This window comes from Gammaproteobacteria bacterium (assembly GCA_041395725.1).
Classification (GTDB): domain Bacteria; phylum Pseudomonadota; class Gammaproteobacteria; order Pseudomonadales; family Pseudohongiellaceae; genus NORP240.
On record JAWKZW010000001.1, the window covers coordinates 811438 to 831988 of the forward strand.

The 20551-nt window shown below is 57.5% G+C and carries 17 protein-coding genes; 12 read left to right on the top strand and 5 right to left on the bottom strand.

Annotation, left to right across the window (positions count from 1 at the left end):
* Nucleotides 1-270: 270 nt before the first annotated feature.
* A complete protein-coding gene (locus tag R3F50_03610; GenBank protein MEZ5489389.1) occupies nt 271-1062 on the bottom strand; it encodes an inositol monophosphatase family protein in 792 nt (263 codons plus the stop codon).
* A gap of 812 nt (nt 1063-1874) precedes the next feature.
* On the opposite strand from R3F50_03610, the gene R3F50_03615 reads away from it, so the two are divergent.
* The 4 genes from R3F50_03615 to R3F50_03630 are packed head-to-tail and all read left to right on the top strand — an operon-like array spanning nt 1875 to nt 5857.
* Complete coding sequence (locus R3F50_03615; protein ID MEZ5489390.1) at nt 1875-2309, top strand: GtrA family protein; 435 nt, start codon at nt 1875-1877, stop codon at nt 2307-2309.
* Nucleotides 2310-3623, top strand: coding sequence for an FAD-binding oxidoreductase (locus R3F50_03620; protein MEZ5489391.1), 1314 nt, complete (start codon nt 2310-2312; stop codon nt 3621-3623). It begins immediately after the preceding gene.
* Nucleotides 3624-3635: 12 nt separating this feature from the next.
* Nucleotides 3636-4394 carry an SDR family oxidoreductase gene (locus tag R3F50_03625; GenBank protein MEZ5489392.1) on the top strand — a complete coding sequence of 253 codons (759 nt, stop codon included), beginning with the start codon at nt 3636-3638 and terminating at the stop codon, nt 4392-4394.
* Between the two features lie 23 nt (nt 4395-4417).
* Complete coding sequence (locus R3F50_03630; protein MEZ5489393.1) at nt 4418-5857, top strand: UbiA family prenyltransferase; 1440 nt, start codon at nt 4418-4420, stop codon at nt 5855-5857.
* A gap of 115 nt (nt 5858-5972) precedes the next feature.
* Here the strand turns inward: R3F50_03630 and R3F50_03635 are convergent, their stop codons facing one another.
* The 3 genes from R3F50_03635 to fghA all read right to left on the bottom strand — a co-directional run bounded on the left by R3F50_03635 (nt 5973) and on the right by fghA (nt 7843).
* On the bottom strand, nt 5973-6410 hold the full coding sequence (locus R3F50_03635; GenBank protein ID MEZ5489394.1) for a PIN domain-containing protein: 438 nt from the start codon (nt 6408-6410) through the stop codon (nt 5973-5975).
* Nucleotides 6400-6624 carry a hypothetical protein gene (locus R3F50_03640; protein MEZ5489395.1) on the bottom strand — a complete coding sequence of 75 codons (225 nt, stop codon included), beginning with the start codon at nt 6622-6624 and terminating at the stop codon, nt 6400-6402. The genes R3F50_03635 and R3F50_03640 overlap by 11 nt, the downstream gene beginning before the upstream one ends.
* Nucleotides 6625-6961: 337 nt before the next feature.
* Complete coding sequence (fghA, locus tag R3F50_03645) at nt 6962-7843, bottom strand: S-formylglutathione hydrolase (protein MEZ5489396.1); 882 nt, start codon at nt 7841-7843, stop codon at nt 6962-6964.
* Nucleotides 7844-8150: 307 nt separating this feature from the next.
* On the opposite strand from fghA, the gene R3F50_03650 reads away from it, so the two are divergent.
* The 8 genes from R3F50_03650 to R3F50_03685 all read left to right on the top strand — a co-directional run bounded on the left by R3F50_03650 (nt 8151) and on the right by R3F50_03685 (nt 19100).
* Nucleotides 8151-9794, top strand: a complete 1644-nt coding sequence (locus R3F50_03650; GenBank protein ID MEZ5489397.1) for a tannase/feruloyl esterase family alpha/beta hydrolase — start codon at nt 8151-8153, stop codon at nt 9792-9794.
* A gap of 32 nt (nt 9795-9826) precedes the next feature.
* Nucleotides 9827-11371, top strand: a complete 1545-nt coding sequence (locus tag R3F50_03655; GenBank protein ID MEZ5489398.1) for a glutamate synthase-related protein — start codon at nt 9827-9829, stop codon at nt 11369-11371.
* A 96-nt stretch (nt 11372-11467) separates the two neighbouring features.
* Nucleotides 11468-11905, top strand: a complete 438-nt coding sequence (locus R3F50_03660; GenBank protein ID MEZ5489399.1) for a CHRD domain-containing protein — start codon at nt 11468-11470, stop codon at nt 11903-11905.
* 13 nt (nt 11906-11918) lie between these two features.
* Entirely contained in the window at nt 11919-14045 is a 2127-nt protein-coding gene (locus R3F50_03665; protein MEZ5489400.1) for a PQQ-binding-like beta-propeller repeat protein, read from the top strand.
* A 268-nt stretch (nt 14046-14313) separates the two neighbouring features.
* On the top strand, nt 14314-15759 hold the full coding sequence (locus R3F50_03670; GenBank protein MEZ5489401.1) for a cytochrome c: 1446 nt from the start codon (nt 14314-14316) through the stop codon (nt 15757-15759).
* Nucleotide 15760: 1 nt separating this feature from the next.
* Nucleotides 15761-16723, top strand: a complete 963-nt coding sequence (locus R3F50_03675; GenBank protein MEZ5489402.1) for a hypothetical protein — start codon at nt 15761-15763, stop codon at nt 16721-16723.
* A 339-nt stretch (nt 16724-17062) separates the two neighbouring features.
* Nucleotides 17063-17782, top strand: a complete 720-nt coding sequence (locus R3F50_03680; GenBank protein MEZ5489403.1) for a TorF family putative porin — start codon at nt 17063-17065, stop codon at nt 17780-17782.
* Nucleotides 17783-18041: 259 nt separating this feature from the next.
* Nucleotides 18042-19100 carry a hypothetical protein gene (locus tag R3F50_03685; protein ID MEZ5489404.1) on the top strand — a complete coding sequence of 353 codons (1059 nt, stop codon included), beginning with the start codon at nt 18042-18044 and terminating at the stop codon, nt 19098-19100.
* Between the two features lie 146 nt (nt 19101-19246).
* On the opposite strand, the gene R3F50_03690 is transcribed toward R3F50_03685, so the two are convergent.
* Nucleotides 19247-20224 (bottom strand): NAD(P)-dependent alcohol dehydrogenase, encoded by a 978-nt coding sequence (locus tag R3F50_03690; protein ID MEZ5489405.1) that lies wholly within the window; start codon nt 20222-20224, stop codon nt 19247-19249.
* Nucleotides 20225-20551 lie beyond the last annotated feature (327 nt).

Here is a 20551-nt window from a genome sequence, read left to right on the forward strand (position 1 = left end):
TCTGATTAATCAGGGAAACGCTCTGCGGGGGTTTATCGGGCGTCACTGCAAGGCATCGTGTGCAGGGAATGCACCAGCCCCTGCCAAGCGCGCCAACGCCGCGGTGGCGCCCGACAAGCCCCGCCCAAAGGGCCTTTCAGGCAAGCCCGCCGGTCGGCGCATTAACAGCATTCCAGACTAAGTGTACGACTACAGGGAGTCAATCGGTTTGCCACGCAAAGGCGTCCAGTGACAAATAACACAGGTTTATTGCCCGTCACCCTGCCTCCCTCAGGCCAGCAGGATATCCCGCAGCTTTGGGTACAGCTCCGGGTTGGCCACCAGGATATCTTTATTGTGAAACTGCGGCGCCACATGATCGGGAACTTCCGTAAAGTGTCCGTAGCGCGCGCCCGCTTCAATGGCTATTAACTGGGCAGCCGCGAAATCCCACACGCTCAGGGACTCGTAGTAGCCATCCAACCTGCCGGCAGCCACCCAGCAGATGTCCAGGGCCGCCGATCCCAGGCGCCGGATATCCGCACATTCCCTGAGCACCTTGGCGACCCGTTCCAGCATCGGTTCCAGGGTGGACTTGTCATAGGGAAAGCCGGTGGCAATGATGGCGCGCCTGGGCTCGGTCTCCCGCGCCACCTGGATGGGCGTGTCGTTAAGAAAGGCCCCGCCCCCGGACTCGGCCCAGAACAACTCCCGGGTAAACGGATTGTAGACAACACCGACATCGATCTTACCGTCTCTGGCGTGGGCAATGGAGACAGCGGACTGGGAATGACCGTGGGCATAATTCACCGTGCCATCAATCGGGTCGACGATCCACAGGTCACCCTCCAGCATGGAGTTGTCACCCAGCTCAGGCGCAAGCTCCTCGGACAGAATAAGGTGCCCCGGATAGCTTTCTCTGATCAGGCTCGTAATGAGCGCATCGGCTTTCAGATCCGCCTGGGTAACCAGTTCATTGTCACACTTAAAGTCACGCTGCAGGGCATTCTGTTGCCGCTCTTTGACTATCATATCCCCGGCATGGACGGCGGCCGCTTTGGCGAATTCGATTTTATCGGGCATGGTAGGTTATTTATTGCTCCTTAAACTACATGGCATCCAAGAATAGACGGGAGAGTATAGCGCGGGACAGACTCTAGCAGGGCATGGTTATATTTATAGGTAGTGTCTCAATCTGAATTTATTTCTCCCAAAGGGGCTTGTTCTGGACCGCCCAGGGGTGGGGAAATCTGGTGCTTTTTGTGCTTTTTGTTAGAGTTCTTTTTCGAGACCGCCCCACCCCGGGGGAACCTGACTACGAAGCAACGCGCATCCCTCCGGGATTCCCTCCCTCGGTCGTGAGCCCTGAAAAACGGTCTCACTCGGTCAGTCGGTGCTGCGTTTTGATTGCTCCGTAGTCAGGTTCCCCCGGGGTGGGGCTCGGTGCAAGATTCCAATCTCTGTGTATTTCATTGTATTGAAGAAGGGGTACAACAGCTCTTTCTTGACACCATCACTGATTCCACGATTCGCACTCACTTCCGCCTCCTTCGAGGTCGCTGAATAATCAGTGCCAATCAGTGCCAATCAGTGCCAAGGTGTGGCCGGCAGGGGGTTCGGTGGGCTGCAATCAAGGACCAGCGCTGAACGGCGAAAAATGACCGCTTTCCAGAGAATTTAAGGAGCCCGGAACGGACGCGGTCCGCAGCCCACCGAACCCCCTGCCGGCCGCGCCGCTCGGAGCCACCCCTCATAAACAACTCCCAACCCGTGCCCGCAAAAAAACACCACAACTCCGCCAATCGCCCCGGACTCGCATGAACCAGACCCGCAAGACAGTCCATTTGAAACACTATCCATGTAACAAAAGTTCCCTGGCTGCTGAATCAGCTATAATGCCGCCTCGAATCAAGCCTGACTATTCACTCATGCGCATCTTATTCCGCTACAGCCTTTTTGCAGCACTGGCCACTTTCCTGAACCTTGTCAGCCAGGAAATCTCCCTGCAGCTGTACCAGGGCCTTTACGCCCTCTATGTGGCCATCATCCTGGGGACGGCAGTGGGTCTGATAAGCAAGTATATCCTGGACAAACTCTTCATTTTCAACGTCCAGGCAGACAGTCTGAGTGACGATCTTACCCGGTTTCTGGCTTACAGCCTCACGGGCGTGGTCACCACACTCATTTTCTGGGGCTTTGAGCTGGCTTTCGACTTCCTGTTCGGGACCCGGCTGGCCCGCTACACAGGTGCCATCCTGGGCCTTACCATCGGGTATGTTCTGAAGTATCAGCTTGATAAACGCTATGTTTTTTTCAACAGGGTAGTCTGAATGGAATTCCACGGCTGGGGTCGCTTCCCGAGAATACAGGCAAAACTTGCCGAGCCCATCGACAGCAGAACGATCAACGGCCTGTTACGGGAATGGGCCGGTCACGGACAACTCATCGCGCAGGGTGCCGGACGCAGTTACGGCGACAGTTGCCTGGCAGGCAACATCATCGGAACACGCTTCCTGGATAACTTTATCGACTTCGACCGGGACAGGGGAATCATCACCTGCGGAGCCGGCGTCACGCTGGATCAGATACTGGCTATTTCTGTACCGGTCGGTTGGTTTTTGCCGGTTCTTCCAGGCACCAGATTCGTAACAGTCGGCGGAGCGATCGCCAGCGACGTACACGGCAAGAACCATCACACCGATGGTTGCTTCTCCAGCTTCGTCAGCTCAATTACTCTGATGCTGGCCTCCGGAGAAATCGTGCAATGCAGCCCGGATACGAACGACACACTTTTTCACGCCACCTGCGGCGGCATGGGCTTGACGGGCATCATCCTGCAGGCCAGTCTGAGGCTGGCACGAATCAACAGTGCCTTCATCGAACAGCGGACGGAAATTGCGGGCAACCTTGACGAGATTCTGGAACTGTTTGACGAATACGCCGACTGCAAGTACTCCGTTGCCTGGATAGACTGCCTGGCCAGAGGTTCAAAACTGGGGCGATCAGTCCTGTTGACCGGCGAGCACACAAACCGCGGCGACCTGGTGAACTGGGATCGCATGAAGGTATCAGCACCACCGCGCAGCCCAGGTTTTCTGGTCAACCGGCATAGCATGAAACTGTTCAACAACGTCTACTACGCGCTGCAGAAGAGTGGCAGGCAGGACAATATTCTGCATTACCGTGACTATTTCTTTCCTCTCGACTGGATCCGGCACTGGAACAGGCTGTACGGAAAAGCAGGCTTCATCCAGTACCAGTTTGTCGTGCCCCAGGCCTCCGCCAAAGAGGCCATTACCGCCGTGCTCAGGGAAATAGCAAGCCAGGGCAAGGGCTCGTTCCTATCGGTACTGAAGAAAATGGGGGCTGAAAACAACAACTATCTGTCGTTTCCAATGGCGGGCTATACTCTGGCGCTTGATTTCAAGGTTGAAGACTCGCTGTTCCCGCTGCTGGACCGGCTGGATCAGATTGTGATGGACGGTGGTGGTCGCGTTTACCTGGCCAAGGATGCCAGGATGAATGAATCCATGTTCAAACAGACCTACCCACGCTGGCAACAATTCTGCCAGGTCCGCCAGGACATCGACCCGACCAGTCTCTTCGGCTCGCTTCAGTCCCGGCGCCTGGGCATAAGCGAATGAAGGAGAGTTCAGTTGAACAGGTCTGACGGTAAGACACAGCGGGTGCTGATTGTTGGCGCCACCTCGGCCATTGCCAGGGCCACGGCGCGAATTTATGCCGCCCGGGGCTGCCAGCTCCATCTGGTTGCGCGTAACGAGGAAGTTCTCGACGCAACAGCCAATGATCTGCGGGTACGCGGCGCCAGCCGGATCAGTACTGACCTGCTTGATGTCAACGACTTTGCAAAGCATGCCGGTGTCATTCAACACGCGGTAGAATCTCTCGGCGAAATAGACGTGGCCCTGATCTGTCATGGCTCCCTGCCCGATCAGCAGGCCAGCGAAAAAAGTTTTGACCTGATGCAGCATGAAATCAACACCAACGGATTAAGCGTGCTTTCGCTGCTTACGCTTTTATCCGAACAATTCATTCGACAGCAGCGGGGAACAATCGCCGTTGTCACCTCCGTCGCCGGCGACCGCGGCAGGCAATCGAATTATGTCTATGGCGCCGTGAAAGCCATGGTTTCCGCTTACCTCCAGGGGCTGCGGGGGCGCCTGTATCCCCACAATGTGCACGTGGTGGATATCCGACCCGGTTTTGTAGACAGCCCGATGACCGCCCATCTTGAAAAGGGGCCACTGTGGGCAAGCCCCGAAAAAATCGGCGCGATCATAGTCCGGAGTATCGAGAAGGGGCGCCACACGGTTTACGCGCCGTCCTTCTGGCGCCTTATCCTGTTCATCGTGCGGGCCCTGCCGGATTTCATTTTCAAACGGATTAAGCTGTAAGCCATAGCGTCCAGGCAATTATTATGGAAAACAATCAGGATCAGATTCTTTACGTAGACCTGGACGGTACGCTGATCAACAGTGACCTGCTGCTTGAGTCATTTTTCAGACTGCTGGCGAAAAACTTCCTGTACCTGTTCCTTGTCCCTTTCTGGCTGCTGCAGGGCAAGGCCAATCTCAAATATCAGATAGCCAGCCGCATCGATCTGCGGGCCGACCTGCTACCGTTCAACAAACCACTGCTCGCCTACCTTGAAGAACAGAAACGTCTGGGCAAACGCCTGATATTGATTTCAGCTTCCAATCAGGAACTGGTAAACAAGGTGGCCAGCCATAGCAGCCTGTTTGAGGCGGCCATCGGCAGCTGCCCCGCCAAGAACATAAAAGGTGCAAACAAGCTGGAAAAAATTCGGGAGCTCTCAGGCAATCAGCCTTTCGATTACGCCGGCAATGAAACTGCTGACCTGGCAATCTGGCGCGAGGCCAGTACGGCTATCGTAGTAAACCCCGGCAACGCCCTGGTAACCGCAGTGAAAAAACTGGGTGTGAATGTCGTCACTATCGATTCCGGACAGAATCTTCGTTCAGCCTTGCTGCGGGCGCTGCGAATTCACCAATGGGCCAAGAATCTGTTGTTGTTCCTGCCCCTGCTGCTGTCCCATCAACTTAACGACGGGCGACTTATTCTGTTGTCCCTGGGTGGCTTTATCAGTTTCAGTCTGTGTGCATCCAGTGTCTACCTGCTCAACGATCTGCTGGATCTGGAACACGACAGACAGCATGAAACGAAGTGTAAAAGGCCCTTCGCCGCCGGTGACCTGCCGCTGGGTGTGGGGCTGGTGGCAACGCCAGTGTTACTGATTCTGGCGTTCCTGGTCGCCGCGCTGTTGCCCTGGCAATTCGTGCTGGTTCTACTGGGTTACTACCTGCTGACAGTGCTTTACAGTTTTTACCTGAAAGCCTTCGCGATTGTCGATGTGCTGCTGTTGGCCAGCCTCTACACGACCCGCATTATCGCGGGCGCGGCAGCGATCTCCACCGTTCCGACGTTCTGGCTGCTGGCGTTCTCAATGTTCCTGTTTATGAGCCTGGCGATAGTAAAACGGGTGACCGAACTGGACAATCTGCGAAATCAGCATAAACAGCAGGTTCGAGGGCGAGGCTACAGCGCCAGTGATCTGGAGCCGATGACGATGCTGGGCTGCGCCAGCGGCTTCATGGCAGTTCTGGTTTTCGCACTGTATATCAATGCCGAGGAAACCCGGGTTCTGTACGGAACCCCCGAAATTCTCTGGTTTATCTGCCCGTTGCTGCTGTACCTGATCAGCCGGGTCTGGCTGCTTACCAATCGTGGCCAGCTGCATGAAGACCCGGTGGTTTTTTTTACCACTGACCATAACAGCCAGATAGTCGCAGTGCTGTGTGGCCTGCTGGTCTGGGCGGCAACAGTCAGCTGGTTTTAGAAGCGCAGTACACAAGCCCGGAACATCGGCATAATGCAGCAATATGATTTTCTTTCGATACCGGGGCAGTGGATCTTTTCGGCGGCATAGATAATACGACACTGCCTGCCGGTGATTAAGAAGTTGCCGTTTTTTCCATGAATGGGTCTATAACGACTAACTGTTCTATACGCTGTCCATGCTGTAAATCTTCGCTGTAGAGCTTGCTGCACCCAGCTTCCAGAGCCGCCGCAATAATCAAGGAATCATAAAAACTGAATTGGTAGCGGGCCTTGATTGCAATTCCCCTGCTATAAAGCTCGCGGCTAGGATTTATCTTCCACAACGGAGCCAGAACTCTATTCAGAAGATTATCTGCCTGTTCCGCTGTCGCCGGCTTTGGTAATTTTTTGGTGATTACATTCAAGGTCTCCTGCACAACTTGATAGCTGATAATCGAATCCCCGGTTTTCAGGGCCTGAGACAGTATATTCTGAGCTATGTCACTCTTACGCTGGTGCACGTCATCAAACACATAAATCAGAATATTAGTATCGATGAACTTAACGCTCATTCATTTCGTCCCGACTGAAAGTGCGTCCGCCAGTACTAACATGTTTACGCATTTCCTGTATCAGGTCCATTGCCTCCTCCGCTTGCCGCTGACGCTGCACATAGTCCTCCAGCCATTCACGGAATTTGGCGTTCAATGTGGTGTGTTCCCGGGCTGCGCGCTGTCGAGCCGCTGCAATCAGATGTTCATCCGCACTTAACGTAATGTTTTTCATAACTCAAACTACACCCTATAAATGTGTACACTATTATAGTGCCATCAGGGTGGAATACCACCTTTTAGCCTAATCCTAATCCGAATAAGAACCCTCTGATTGCGGTTCGGTGCCGCCCTGCGTATTCCAGACCAAGCCTGCTGCTGATTCCACGGCAAAGCTGCCAACCTTACAGCAGGCCTGAAGTCACCCGACGATTTAGCTACTAGCCGGCAAGGCAAGCTGGACCTGGTCATGCTTCAGTACCATCGTGCCGGCGAGAGGCTTTTTATCGACTACACCAGCCAGACCGTGCCGGTCATTGATCGGATCACCGGCGCGATCTGCTCTGCCCGGATCATTGTTGCGGTGCCGGGGCCCCAACTGCACCTGCGTCGAAGCCGCCGGACAGATGTCCATGATGCCAGCGCAGGTGTTCTTCGATAAAACTCGCAATATAGAAGTAGCTGTGGTCGTAGCCGATTCTGGAAAAATACGAGACCGGGTAGTCCCTCTCCCGGGCGGCTTCCAGCAACAGGTGGGGATGCAGCTGCTCCTCTAAAAACTGGTCGGCATCACCCTGGTCGATAAGCATCGGAATCTGGCTGGCGGCCCGGGCAATCAGTAACGAGGCGTCATAATCCTCCCATGACGCCCGATCTTCCCCCAGGTAATTGCTCAGAGCCCGGATGCCCCAGGGACATCGAGTCGGGGAACAGATTGGCGCAAAGGCTGAGACAGAGCGGAACTGTTGTGGGTTTTTCAGGGCGATGGTCAGGGCGCCGTGTCCGCCCATGGAGTGGCCGGAAATCGAGCAGGCATCCGGCTGAACCGGGAACCGGCTGTTGATGAGCCCGGGCAATTCTTTGACCACGTAGTCATACATCCGATAATGCCTGTGCCAGGGCGCCTGGGTGGCATTCAGGTAAAACCCTGCGCCAAGCCCCAGGTCATAGGCGCCTGCCGGGTCGTCGGGAACACCCTCCCCGCGCGGGCTGGTATCCGGAGCCACCAGGACCAGCCCCAGTTCTGCGGCGATCCGCTGGGCACCCGCCTTCTGAACAAAGTTTTCGTCGCTGCAGGTCAGACCGGACAGCCAATACACCACCGGCGCCCGGCGCTGATTCTCCAGCGGGGGGAGAAAGACTGAAAAATGCATGTCACAGGCCAATACTTCCGACCTGTGCCTGAATCGCTGCTGTTCACCACCAAAACATCGGCTGCCTGCTACCTGCTCCACTCGGCTCTCCTGTTGTTGACTGCTGTTACCGGTTGTCTTACTACTTGATTGCTACCTCAGCTGTTCTACCAGCGATTATTCTCTTCTCCTGCCTTCGTGGCTTCCTACGGCCGCGTACTGGTGCGCTTGCCATTGGACTGTTGACAACGGCTATGGCTAAATGTCGACTGGCCCCTGGGAGGCTACACCACTGATCCGGCTGAGAGGACCGTCATGCCAGGCATCAATGCCATGGCAATAGTACTCTCTTTGATGACACAAGAATAAACCCAATGCCTTACAGAATTGGGTAAAACAGAGGTTCATCGTGAAACCATTTTTTCTCCTCGCTCTTACAACTACTACTCTGCTCGGTCTGCCTGGGCTGTCCAAGGCCCAGACGGCTGCCGATGCCGATGCACTGGCCTGCCAGGCACTGCTGGAAACCCGCAACCTCACCCTGACCTCGGCACGACTGCGCACTACCCGGGACGGGGAGTCGCACTGCTACGTCCGGGGGATCATCTATCCGGCAATTCACTACCATGTGCAACTGCCGCTGCCGCACAACTGGAACGGCCGCTTTCTGCAATGGGGTGACGGGGGCAAAGATGGCGACCTGGATTTTGCCGATCATCGGGTTGCGGAAGGCTATGCGGTCGCCAACAGCAACACCGGCCACGATACCGGCACCGAACCCGGCTCCTCATTTGGCTTCAACAACCGGCAGTCAGAAATCGATTTCGGTCACCGCGCCGTGCATCTGACAGTCATGGCGGGCAAAACACTGGTGGACGCCTACTACAACCGGCGCCCTCAGTACTCCTATTTTGAAGGTTGCTCGACCGGTGGCCGGCAGGGACTGATGGAAGCCCAGCGGTACCCGAACGATTTCGACGGTATCGTGGCCGGGGCGCCGGTTAACTTTTATCAGGCCATGAATGCAGCCGGCGTGTGGCATCTGCAACAGATGTTCAAAAACGACATGGCCGGCAACCTGGCAGTGGATACCACAGGCGATGGCCGACGCGACAGCACGCGACTGGTTGACATACTGAACGAGGCCGTACTCGGCAAGTGCGATGCCATCGATGGTGTTCAGGACGGTGTGATTGATAGCCCGTTCAGCTGCAATTTCGATCCCGTCACCGACCTGGCGGACCGGGCATGCCCTGCCGGCGTCAGCACCGACAGCTGTTTCACCGGGGATCAGATTCAAACCATCAGTGATTTTTACCGCGGCGCCGCCGACAGTGAAGGCAAGGTGATTTATCCTGGCAAAATGTTGGGCTCCGAGCCGGACTGGGTGCAGCTTTTCATACCTGGCGCCCATAACAACAACCTGCCCGGCATGCTCAGCGGTCCGGCCGGTGATCATGTGAACTACCTGTTTTTCGAGCAGGATCCGGGGGTCGCTATTCCCGTACTCAACGCTATCGACTATCAGCCGCGCAAGACCGGCATGAACCCTGAGTACCACTGGATGGAGTTCAGTGTCGATGAGTTTACCGCCGGCAAGGCCAGTGTGATGAGCGCCATCATGGATGCCACCGACCCGGACCTGGGCAGCTTCCTGCGAGACAACGACGGCAAACTCATTGTTTATCACGGCCTGACCGACGCCCTTTCGGTTGCCGAGGCGACGGTGTCCTATTTCAGCGAAATGGTCGACGTCACGTTTGACGGCAGCTTCGAAGCAGCAGCCGAAAATGCCCGCCTGTTCCTGGCACCGGGCATGGGGCACTGCGGCGGCGGCCCCGGACCCAATACCTGGGACAAGCTGCCGGCTCTGGTGGACTGGGTAGAGAACGGCATTGCACCGGACTCCATTATCGCCACTCATCGCAGCGATGGCCGGGTGGATAACGAGCGCCCCCTGTGCCCGGTTCCCCAGCGGGCCCGCTACACGGGCCCCGTCGGCGGTGAGAACGATCCCGCTAACTGGACGGCAGACAACTTTACCTGTCAGTAACCCTGTCAGCCATTCAAGGAGAGCTCAGCGCCATGGACAAACCGGTTGTTGCCGCCAATACGCCTGTCAAGGTGGAGCTGAATGCCGGCGAGGAGTACTACTTCTGTGCCTGCGGCCGTTCCGTCAATCAGCCCTTCTGCGACGGCAGCCACAGGGGCACGTCGTTTAAACCGTTGGCCTTCAGTGCCGAAGAAGGGGGCGAGGCCTACCTGTGCCGCTGCAAGCACACCGCGAACCCGCCGTACTGCGATGGCAGCCACAAACAGTTCAGTGCCGATCAGGTCGGCAAGGCCGGACCAGGCACGGATCAGGACCAGGACGGTCCGCCAACGGCACAGGCAACCCCTGAGGAACCCCAGGTCGAACTGATTCACCAACTGGCGCGGGAGGGGCTGGAAAAAACCGGCCACCATGGCCCTATGTCCGCCATGGGTGTGCCACGGCACAATCTGCCCCACTGGGACGACATACAGATCATGACCGCACAGATGGCTGTCAAACCCCTGATGGAAGAAGAGCCGGTAGCCACCCGCACGGTGATCGGTCCCGAAGCCAGAAAACCCCTGCAATTGGCTATCCCGCTGCTGGTTTCGGATATGAGTTTCGGCGCCCTGTCCGAAGAGGCGAAGATTGCCCTGTCCCGAGGCGCCGAGCTGGCCGGTACCGGCATCTGTTCAGGCGAGGGCGGAATGCTGCCCGAGGAGAAAGCGGAGAACAGCCGTTACCTGTACGAACTGGCCAGCGCCATGTTCGGGTTTGAAGAGCAGCAACTTCTCGACGTGCAGGCCTTTCATTTCAAAGGCGGCCAGGGAGCCAAGACCGGCACCGGGGGACACCTGCCGGGCAGCAAGAATACCGCCCGGATCGCCGCAGTGCGGGGCATCCCGGCAGGCCAACCGGCCGTCTCACCGCCGACTTTCAGGGACCTGAGTACCGTAAACGATTTTCGCCGCTTCGCCGATCGCGTACGGGAGATCAGCGGCGGCATTCCTGTCGGCTTCAAGCTCAGCGCCAATCACATAGAAAAGGACATTGGCTTTGCCCTGGCCGCTGGCGCCGACTACCTCATTCTCGACGGTCGTGGCGGGGGTACCGGCGCCGCCCCGGAAATATTCCGCGATCACATCAGCGTACCCACCATCCCGGCCCTGGCACGAGCCCGTAAGTACCTCGATGAACAGGGTGCCAGCGGCAGAGTATCGCTGGTCATTACCGGTGGCCTGCGGCTGCCCATGGACTTCGTCAAGGCCATGGCAATGGGCGCCGATGCCATAGCCATCGCCAACAGTGCACTGCAGGCAGTGGGCTGCGTCGCCGCACGGATGTGCAATACCAACAATTGCCCGGCCGGCATTGCCACCCAGAAGCCGGAGCTGCGGCGGCGACTGGACGTGCAACGCTCGGCGGACAACCTGGCCAGGTTTCTCGCCGCCTCAGTGAGCCTGATGCAGGTGATGGCGCGAGCCTGTGGCCACAATAACCTGCATCAGCTCTGCCACGAAGACATTGCCACCTGGAATCGCGATATGGCCCTGCTGAGTGGTATCCGCTATTCGGGCCTGCTGGATCCGGGCTGACCCGGTCGAGATTGGCTAACCGGCCACATTGCGTATAATGCAGGCCTGCAGGTCCCTTTTCGTCAACCCTGAATCAATCCTGGAAAGAGAATAAGAATGAAATTCCTAAGCAAACTTTCAGCCCTGCTGGCTGCCTGTTGCATCGCTGTCACGCTGACACATGCCCAGTCCAGCCAGTTTCGTGCGCGACTCTCGGAGGTGCCGGTCACCCCCCAGACCTATCAGACCATTACCGGAGTGGGGGAAGTGTTCGCCAGTCTGACCGGTTCCACCCTCAGCCTCAACGGCACCTATGAGGGCATGAGCTCGGCCGCCACCGCTGCCCATATTCACAACGCTCCCAAGGCCATGAACGGTCCGCCGATCGGCGCCATAGAAGTGACATCTGCCCCTTCTGGCGAAGTAAGCGGCAGCCTGGAACTCACGGCCGAGCAGGTTCAAGCGCTGCAGAATGAAGAACTCTACATTGTTATTCACAGCGAAAATAATCCAGGCGGCGAAATTCGTGGCTGGCTGTTACTCAGAGAATCCTAGAGGACTGACGCCAATGCAAACCAATAAAACTAAAATGTTCATCAAAGCGCTGTCGGCCCCGGTCATTCTGAGTGCCGGGCTGATCGCCTGTTCTGAGCCGGGCAACGACGTGGCCGTTGACACCGGCCCCCGCACCTACACGGCAGGCCAGGCAGATGCGGGAGCCGCATTGTATGGGGCCAACTGTGCCGCCTGTCATGGAGCAAGCCTGCAGGGGGGCTCGCTGGGCCCACTGCTCTCCGGCAACGACTTCCTGGCCCGCTGGGGCAGCCAGACCGCTTCCGCACTGATCGCCAATATCCAGGCCAACATGCCACCGGGGGGCAATGAAAACCTCGGGGAAGCGGACTATGTCAACATAGCGGCCCATATTTTCGCCAGCAATGGCATGATTCAGGGCCGCAATCCGTTGACGGCTGATTCCAATATCGAGATAGCCGCCTATGTGGCGGAGCAGAGCAGCACGCCCGCACAGCAACGACGGGAACCGGAAGCACCGGTCGGGCTGGTTATTCCCGGCACAGTGGAAAACTTCGTTCCGGTAACCGATGCCATGCTGACGAATCCGGACCCGGCCGACTGGCCCATGATGCGCCGCAATCACTTCGCCCACAGCTACAGCCCGCTGGACCAGATCAACACGGGCAATGTTGAAGACCTGCGCCTGGAATGGGTATGGAGCATGAAGGAGGGTGATTCGGAGCCTGCCCCGATTGTGTACAACGGCGTGATCTACCTCATCAATCCCAGCAACATCATCCAGGCTCTGGATGCGAGGAACGGTGAACTGATCTGGGAGCATCACAGCGGTCCTGCCAATCGGCAGGATATGCGCAATATTGCCCTCTACAATGACAAAATCATCCAGGCGACCACGGATTCACGCCTCATCGCCCTGGATGCCCGGACCGGCGAGAAGGTCTGGGAAACCGTCGTGGCGGACGTTGGAGAAGGGTTCGTCAATTCCAGCGGCCCGATCATAGCCGACGGCAAGATCATCCAGGGGCAGGCGGGATGCGCCCGGTACATCGAGGATAACTGTTACATGACCGCTCACGACGCCAATACCGGTGAGCGCCTGTGGGAATGGAATCCCATTGCCCAGTCCGACGACCCGGTAGGGGGCGACACCTGGGGCGGTCTGGACGACATTTACCGCGCTGGCGGGGAAACCTGGATAACCGGCAGCTACGACCCGGTATTGAAGCTGACCTACTGGGGTACTGCCCAGCAGAAGCCCTGGGCGCCACCGAGCCGCCACATGTCCATTAACGACGTGGGTCTGTACACCAATTCAACCGTGGCTATCGACGTGGACACCGGCGAGCTGAACTGGTTCTTCCAGCATGTGCCGGCGGAGGCGCTGGACCTGGATGAAGTATTCGAGCGGGTGCTGGTGGACCGGGGGGATCAGAAAATCGTGCTGTCCCTCGGCAAACACGGCATCCTGTGGAAAAATGATCGGGTGACCGGCGAGTTCCTTGGCTACAAGGAGACCGTGTTTCAGAACGCCTTTACCCACATCGACCCGGATACCGGGCTGGTCACCTACCGGGAAGACATCCAGAACGCACAGCTGGATCAGTGGATTCCCGTCTGCCCCAGCAGCACCGGTGGCAAGGACTGGCATTCCATGACTTACCACGCCCCCACCGGGACCCTGATCGCGCCCCTGAGCCAGACCTGCCTGGAGAATAATGCCCGCGAGGTGGCACTGGTGGAGGGCGGCGGCGGCCTGGCTTCCAGCCGGCGCTTCTTCGAAATGCCCGGCTCCGACGGCAACATGGGTAAGCTGGGGGCCTACAATGTGGATACCCTGGAGGAAATCTGGGAATACGAGCAGCGCGCCTCCTTTCACACCGGCACCGTGTCCACCGCCGGCAATCTGGTCTTTGTCGGTGACCTGGATCGCTACTTCCGCGCCCATGACGTGACAACCGGCGAGATTCTCTGGGAAACCCGCCTGGGTACCACGGTGCAGGGTCACCCCATTGTGTTTGCCGTGGATGGCAAGCAGTACATCGGCGTGACCGCTGCCCTGGGGGGTTCCAGCCCCCGTACCGTACCCATGGTAATTGCCCCGGAAATCCGTCACCCCGACAACGGCAATGCATTGTACGTTTTCAGCCTGCCGGACTGACCTTCTGACCGCGCAGCAGGGGTCCCACGCCCCTGTTGCGCTGGTTTGATCTATCTCAAACTTACCCTCCTTTCCAATGTCGCTGTGGTGCCAATTCCACTAGTATGGCCCGGGTCTGGCCGCCGTATTGACGATGTCCAGCCACAATAACAGCGTCCAAGAGCCGTTCGGAACCTCAGCTTCCGCTAACTTTCCGCCAAGGACGTGACTCACCGGCAACACCGGTGTTTTCCGGTCTGACTTTTTCCAGTAGAGAGGGGAAATTTCAATGCGAGTACTCAGTTCACTGTTTTCAAGTGCATCGCTGGCAATAGCTGCCATGGCGCTGGCCTCATCCGCGGCTGCCCAGGATGTCACTTTTCACAAGGACATCGAACCAATCCTGCAGCGCAGCTGCCAGAATTGTCATCGCGAAGGGGGCGTGGCGCCCATGCCACTGGTTACCTACGAGCAGGTCGCTCCCTTTGCCGGCCTGATCGAATACAAGACTGGTATCAGGGATCGAGCCGGCGCCATGCCACCCTGGTACGCCGAGAAAGAAATCGGCATTCAGCATTTTAAAAATGATCCCTCCCTGAGCGATCAGGAAATCGAGGCGATCTCCCGCTGGACGCGAACCGGTACGCCCAAGGGCGACGTGGCGGACGCTCCCACGGCACTGGTTTTCAATGACAGCGTCAAATGGACGCTGGGTGAGCCGGACCTGGTGATTACCACGGAAGACTTCTTCATGGCTGCCGGTCGGCCGGACTGGTGGGGTGAGATTGCCAGGGTCCCCAGCGGCCTGACCGAGGACCGGTATGTGAAATCCGTGGAAATCGTCGAAACCAACGATGTCCCTACCGGCGGCTCCGGGCGTGATACGGTGGGTGGCCGCTATATTTTTCACCACATGATCTGGCGCACCGAGGTTCATGACGAAGACGGTAATCCGGTTGCGGACCAGACAGTCAGCTGGCCGGTCCATGAAGTGGGGCGCAACCCGGACATCTTCGATGAAGATGCAGGTCGACTGCTCCGTGCCGGCTCTGTATTCGCCACCGATTCGGTCCACATGCACTCCAATGGCCGCGATACAACCGGCCACCTGGAAATCGGTTTCCGTTTCCACCCCAAGGGCTATGAACCGAAGTACAAGCCATCCCGCGTGGGCCTCGACAATGGCGTGGATATCAGCATTGCCGGTAACGAAAAAGACCAGGAACTGCACGCCTACACGGTGCTGAACGACCACACCAAGATCATTACTTTCGAGCCCCACCTGCATGCACCCGGTGAACGGATGTGTCTGGAGGCCATCTGGGGCTACACGGTGGAAACCCTGTCCTGCGTCGGATATGACCACAACTGGGTACGCGGTTATCCCTATGAGGACGATTATGCACCGCTGCTTCCCAAGGGCACGATCCTGCACATCGTCGGTTACTTCAACAATACCGAGGAGAATCCCAACGTGCCTGATCCGCGCAATTGGCAGGGATCCGGCAACCGCTCGGTAACCAACATGTTTATCGATCTGGGTATTCGCGTGACTTTAAGTGAGGAGCAGTTCTTCGAAGCCATGGAAGAACGTCGCCAGAATCTGAATCTCGGCCCCAATGACCATGTCATAGGCTGTCCGCTATGCCTGGCACCGCTTGTAGCACCGGTCCCTCAAACCACCGACAGTGATACAGATCTCAGTGACGACATCGCTTTCCAGGGAGCGAACTGACATGAAGAATGCCTTTTCATTACTGCGCCGCGCCATGACACTTAGCCTGGCGTCTCTTCTGCTCACCGTGGTCAGTAGCCAGCAGTCTCTCGCACAGCTGAGTTATCGTGAGGGTCAGCACGTGGAACCCGCCTATGAGGGCTGGCGACCGAACGAGGACGGCACCATCAGTCTTATGTTCGGCTACTTCAACGAAAACTGGGAAGAAACCCCCGACATTCCAGTGGGCGAGGACAACTTTTTCTCGCCAGGCGACGGCGACCGGGGGCAGCCAACACACTTCCTGCCCCGACGTAACCGGTTCACCTTTGAGGTCATCGTACCCGGAGATTTCAGCACCGATGACGAACTGGTCTGGACCCTGACTTCACCCAACGGTGTAACCAAGAGCGCCTTTGCGACCCTGATGCCGGATTACAAAGTTGACGACATCATTATCGCCTCCGAGACCGGCTCCCTGGGTGCCGGCACCAGCAGCCCGGAGTCACGCGCCAACGTGCCCCCCAGTGTGGAAATCATAGGTGATCGCGTCCGCTCCGTGCGGGCCGGCGAAGCCATGCACCTGCAGGCCCGGGTAATCGACGACGGGATTCCCAAACCCGGCCGGGTTGGCAGTTCCACCAATTTCAGACCAGAGAGCATGGAAGCCTGGAAAGAAGGCGTCCTGAGCCCCCCCTCCCGCGTCACCGTGGGCAAGGTGAACGGCCTGTTCCTGTCCTGGAACAAGTACCGTGGTCCAGGCGAAGTCAGTTTCAACCCCCCGCAGGTCAAACCCTGGGAAGACACCCGTACTGCGGCCAACTCCCCCTGGAGTGCCCTGTGGGTGCCACCGGAAGCCCCTGAAAACGGCCTTTACGACGTGGAGGTCACTTTCAGCGAGCCTGGCCAGTACCTGCTCTGGGCCCGTGCAGACGATGGTGGACTCTACCAGGATCAGTACCTGGAGGTTACCGTCCTCCCCTGACCTGTAATGGGGCTGTCACGTTGACAATAGACTGACAGAAAGCAAAGACCTGCGACGGCCGGCGTAAAACCCGGCCGTTTTTTTGCCTCACAATAGCGCCTGATTCTGCCTTAGAACCCGGCCACCACCCATTCTCCGCACTACAACCCGGCACACCCCTTCATTCACGCACTTTATTGGTGCGTCACGTGTTTTGCGACCCCTGTCACATTTTGTCATAAACGGCTACAGGCCTTGAAAGACAAGGCATGCAGCATTCTGGCGTGGTTCTTGCTCCAAGGCGTGGCAGGGGGCAAAAACTGCCTTTTTTTAAAACCATTCAAGGGACAAGATCAGCTTATGAAAACTCGAATTCTTTCTTTAGCGGCTGCCGGTTTATTAATGACTGTCGGCTCTGTGCAGGCTCAATCGCTGACAGCCAACGTCGCCGTAAGCAACAACTATATCTGGCGCGGACTCACTCAGAGTGTCAACGACCCGGCCGTCTCTGGCGGCCTGGACTGGGCAGCGGACAGTGGTTTCTACCTGGGCACCTGGGCATCCAACGTCAGCTACACCAACGAAGACAACAGCCTCTTCAACTACGAGCACGATATCTACGGTGGTTTCTCTGGTGAAGCGGGCGGCCTGGCCTACGATGTGGGTTACCTGTACTACAACTACGACGCCCAAGCCGAGTTTGACTTCAGCGAACTGTATGGCTCCATCGGTGTTGGCGGATTTACTTTTGGTGCCTACATCCTGGTAGACACCGAAGCCGATGAGGGACCGGGCCAGGACTTTGGTTTTGGCGAAGCGACTTATATCTACGCTGACTATGTCATGGAAGTGGGCAATGGTGTGGAAGTCGGCTTCCACGTTGGCCGTCACGAAGGCGATTTCAATGAAGCCTTTAACGGAGTAACCGGCGACTACCTCGACTACAACATTTCGATTGCCAAAGACGGTTTCAGCTTCATGATCACCGACACAGATACAGGTGATGAAGATAGCCCGGCTTTCCTGGACAATGACGAAGTCAAATTCGTGGTCAGCTATTCCATGGACTTCGAGCTCTAGTCGCTCAGCAAACTTTCTTCACAATCTCCCTTCTGTAAAGCCGGGACAGGCCCCTGCCTGTACCCGGCTTTTTTTGAGCTTTCGCCGGCTTTTCAAAACCTCTGGCAGTTCCCACACTGGGGCTTTTATTGCTCCAGGCGGTTTTTATGCGTCAGGAAAATGGGGTATCTTGGGAATCCAGACCGGCCGGAGAGCCCGGAAGCCCGACAACCCGGTTTCTCTATCGGCCTCACAATACGACAACCCCAAGGAGTAAACCATGGCATTAATGGTTCGGTTCGCACACCTGCAACGCCCTCTGGGCGGGATACTGCTGTGCCTGGCTGCGTTTCTGCCGGCCACCCTGGTTGCCCAGGCCACCGCAGACAACCCCTACCAGGTCATTTATCACTGGGGCCAGCTGCCGGCAGATCGCCCCATGGGCGTCGTTACGGGCGTACATCCAGACCCCGACGGGGTGCACCTGTGGATCATGGAGCGCTGCGGCACGAATCAGTGCGCCGGTTCTGACCTGCCACCAATTCACAAGCTGGATCGCGACGGCAGGGTGGTAAAGAGTATCGGTGCCGGGCTGTTTGCCTGGCCCCATGGCTTCGACCTGGATGCTGACGGGAATATCTGGGTAACCGAAGGTGCGCCCGACGGCGATGCCCGGGGTCAGCCGGGCTTTGAGCGCGGCATGGGGCACCAGGCCATCAAGCTGAACCAGGATGGGGAAGTGCTTATGCGCCTGGGTGAGGCAGGCGTGCCCGGAGATGATGCAGGTCATTTTAATGGCCCGGCCGCCATCGTCGTTGCCCAGAACGGTGAGATCTGGATAGCCGACGGCCACCGGGGTGGCAACAATCGGATCATGAAATTTTCTCCACAAGGCGACCTGCTGCTGCAACTGGGAGGCGGCATCGACTCCCTCAGTCGGGAAGTCAGCCGTTTCAACGACCCCCACGATCTCAAAATAGATTCCCAGGGGCGACTTTTTGTGGCGGATCGCGGCAATAACCGGATTCAGATTTTCAGCCAGGACGGCGAGCTGCTGGATATCTGGACCCAGTTCGGCCGCCCCAGCGGCATCTGGATCGACAGCAACGACAGAATTCTCGTGGCCGACGGGATGTCGGGGCAGCAGTGGAACCGCGGCTGGCAACGGGGAATCCGTATCGGCGACGCCAGGACCGGCTGGATTACCGAATTCATACCCGACTACGAAATCCCCAACGGCAGTGGCATTGAATTCCTGGCCTCCGACAGCGAAGGCAACATTTACGCCGGTCAGGTCGGTCGGCAGCGGTTTGAAAAATACGTCAGAGTCCGCCCCTAGTGCTCTGTAAAGCCTGAATTTACAGAGCTCCAGAATATCCGGCTACGGAAAAACTACCGGCGCCTGTGGGGACACCTGACCTGCCTGACGCCGCAGCGGGCATCGATTGCAGATAAAATGCGGGGTGACGAGCGGAGGCAATCGGGTCAGGCGCCATCAACCGGCAGGGCCAGTAAAACGTTACCGATTTTGCGCCCCGTTTCCAGGTAGCGGTGTGCCTCGACAATCTGATCGATTGTGTAGCTGCGCTCGATCACCGGCTTGATCTTTCCTTCCCCCAGCAGGCCGGCCAGATACTCGAGGTCGGCCTTTTCGTAACCGGCCAGTGCGATGCGCACCTTGCGATCCGTGGCCCAGCGACTCCACAGCCGGCGAAACATCTGTGCGGTCGGCGCATTACCCAGCACCAGGCGGCCACCCGGTTGCAGCGCTCGCAGACAGCCTTTGTAGGAGGCTCCTCCGACAATGTCGATGATTACATCGTAAACAGACGCGTGCGCGGTAAAGTCATCCTCACGGTAATCCAGAACATGATCGGCGCCCAGCCACAGTAACGTACCCAGCTTGCGACTACTGTCCACCACGGTAACTTCCGCGCCCATGATCTTGGCCAACTGGATGGCCAGCGTCCCGATACTGCCTCCCGCACCATTGAGCAATACCCTGTCTCCGGCTTTTACCTCAGCAACGCGCAGAAAATGCAGGGCATTGGTCCCCCCCACCGAGAGGCAGGCTGCATCGGAAAAGCTCACCCCCTCAGGAATACGGGTGAGCAGCGAGGTTTTCTGACACAGAAACTCGGCATAGGCGCCGCCGATACCGGTCGGGGCGAAAACCCGATCGCCCGGCGCAAAATCGGTGACGCCCGCGCCGACTTCTTCCACGGTACCGGCAAATTCCTGCCCCAGAATCTTTACCCGTGGCTTGAACAAACCCACAGCCAGCCTTACCGGCAGCCAGAACAGGCCGTTGATCTGAAAACGGCGCAGCTCGGCGTCACCGGCAAAAATATTGGCCACCGCATTGCGAATCAGCACCTGACCGGCCCTGGGTCGCGGCTTATCCTGGTTTCGAACCACCAGCGACTCAGGTGGCCCGTAGCGTGTCCAGATTACGGCTTTCATGAAGAACTCAGACTCTCAAACCCGGTGCTACCGGCTGTTCTCAAACGACGGGCCATTGAGTCTGCCTGGTTTCCGGGTGTGTTGACAGGTTGGAGTTTTAGTTTGGTTTGTTGCTCTTTGGATCTCTGGATCTCTGGATCGCGGAAAATACTGGCCCTGCGGAGATTTGGCGCTTTGGCATTTTGTTCTTTGCTCTTCGGCTTTTCGACGCAAACGCAGCCCCCGCGTCACCAGAATCAGATCCTGATTGTATGACAATTCGCAATCCCCTACACCCGTGTTTCCGTCCGCTGCACCATCGGTGTATGTTGGCTAACCTATGATCAG

What these genes read in the sequence shown, in the direction of transcription:
- R3F50_03610 (MEZ5489389.1), bottom strand. Translation starts at nt 1,062, where the DNA reads ATGCCCGATAAAATCGAATTCGCCAAAGCGGCCGCCGTCCATGCCGGG.
- R3F50_03615 (MEZ5489390.1), top strand. Translation starts at nt 1,875, where the DNA reads ATGCCGCCTCGAATCAAGCCTGACTATTCACTCATGCGCATCTTATTC.
- R3F50_03620 (MEZ5489391.1), top strand. Translation starts at nt 2,310, where the DNA reads ATGGAATTCCACGGCTGGGGTCGCTTCCCGAGAATACAGGCAAAACTT.
- R3F50_03630 (MEZ5489393.1), top strand. Translation starts at nt 4,418, where the DNA reads ATGGAAAACAATCAGGATCAGATTCTTTACGTAGACCTGGACGGTACG.
- R3F50_03635 (MEZ5489394.1), bottom strand. Translation starts at nt 6,410, where the DNA reads ATGAGCGTTAAGTTCATCGATACTAATATTCTGATTTATGTGTTTGAT.
- R3F50_03640 (MEZ5489395.1), bottom strand. Translation starts at nt 6,624, where the DNA reads ATGAAAAACATTACGTTAAGTGCGGATGAACATCTGATTGCAGCGGCT.
- R3F50_03655 (MEZ5489398.1), top strand. Translation starts at nt 9,827, where the DNA reads ATGGACAAACCGGTTGTTGCCGCCAATACGCCTGTCAAGGTGGAGCTG.
- R3F50_03660 (MEZ5489399.1), top strand. Translation starts at nt 11,468, where the DNA reads ATGAAATTCCTAAGCAAACTTTCAGCCCTGCTGGCTGCCTGTTGCATC.
- R3F50_03665 (MEZ5489400.1), top strand. Translation starts at nt 11,919, where the DNA reads ATGCAAACCAATAAAACTAAAATGTTCATCAAAGCGCTGTCGGCCCCG.
- R3F50_03670 (MEZ5489401.1), top strand. Translation starts at nt 14,314, where the DNA reads ATGCGAGTACTCAGTTCACTGTTTTCAAGTGCATCGCTGGCAATAGCT.
- R3F50_03675 (MEZ5489402.1), top strand. Translation starts at nt 15,761, where the DNA reads ATGAAGAATGCCTTTTCATTACTGCGCCGCGCCATGACACTTAGCCTG.
- R3F50_03680 (MEZ5489403.1), top strand. Translation starts at nt 17,063, where the DNA reads ATGAAAACTCGAATTCTTTCTTTAGCGGCTGCCGGTTTATTAATGACT.
- R3F50_03685 (MEZ5489404.1), top strand. Translation starts at nt 18,042, where the DNA reads ATGGCATTAATGGTTCGGTTCGCACACCTGCAACGCCCTCTGGGCGGG.
- R3F50_03690 (MEZ5489405.1), bottom strand. Translation starts at nt 20,224, where the DNA reads ATGAAAGCCGTAATCTGGACACGCTACGGGCCACCTGAGTCGCTGGTG.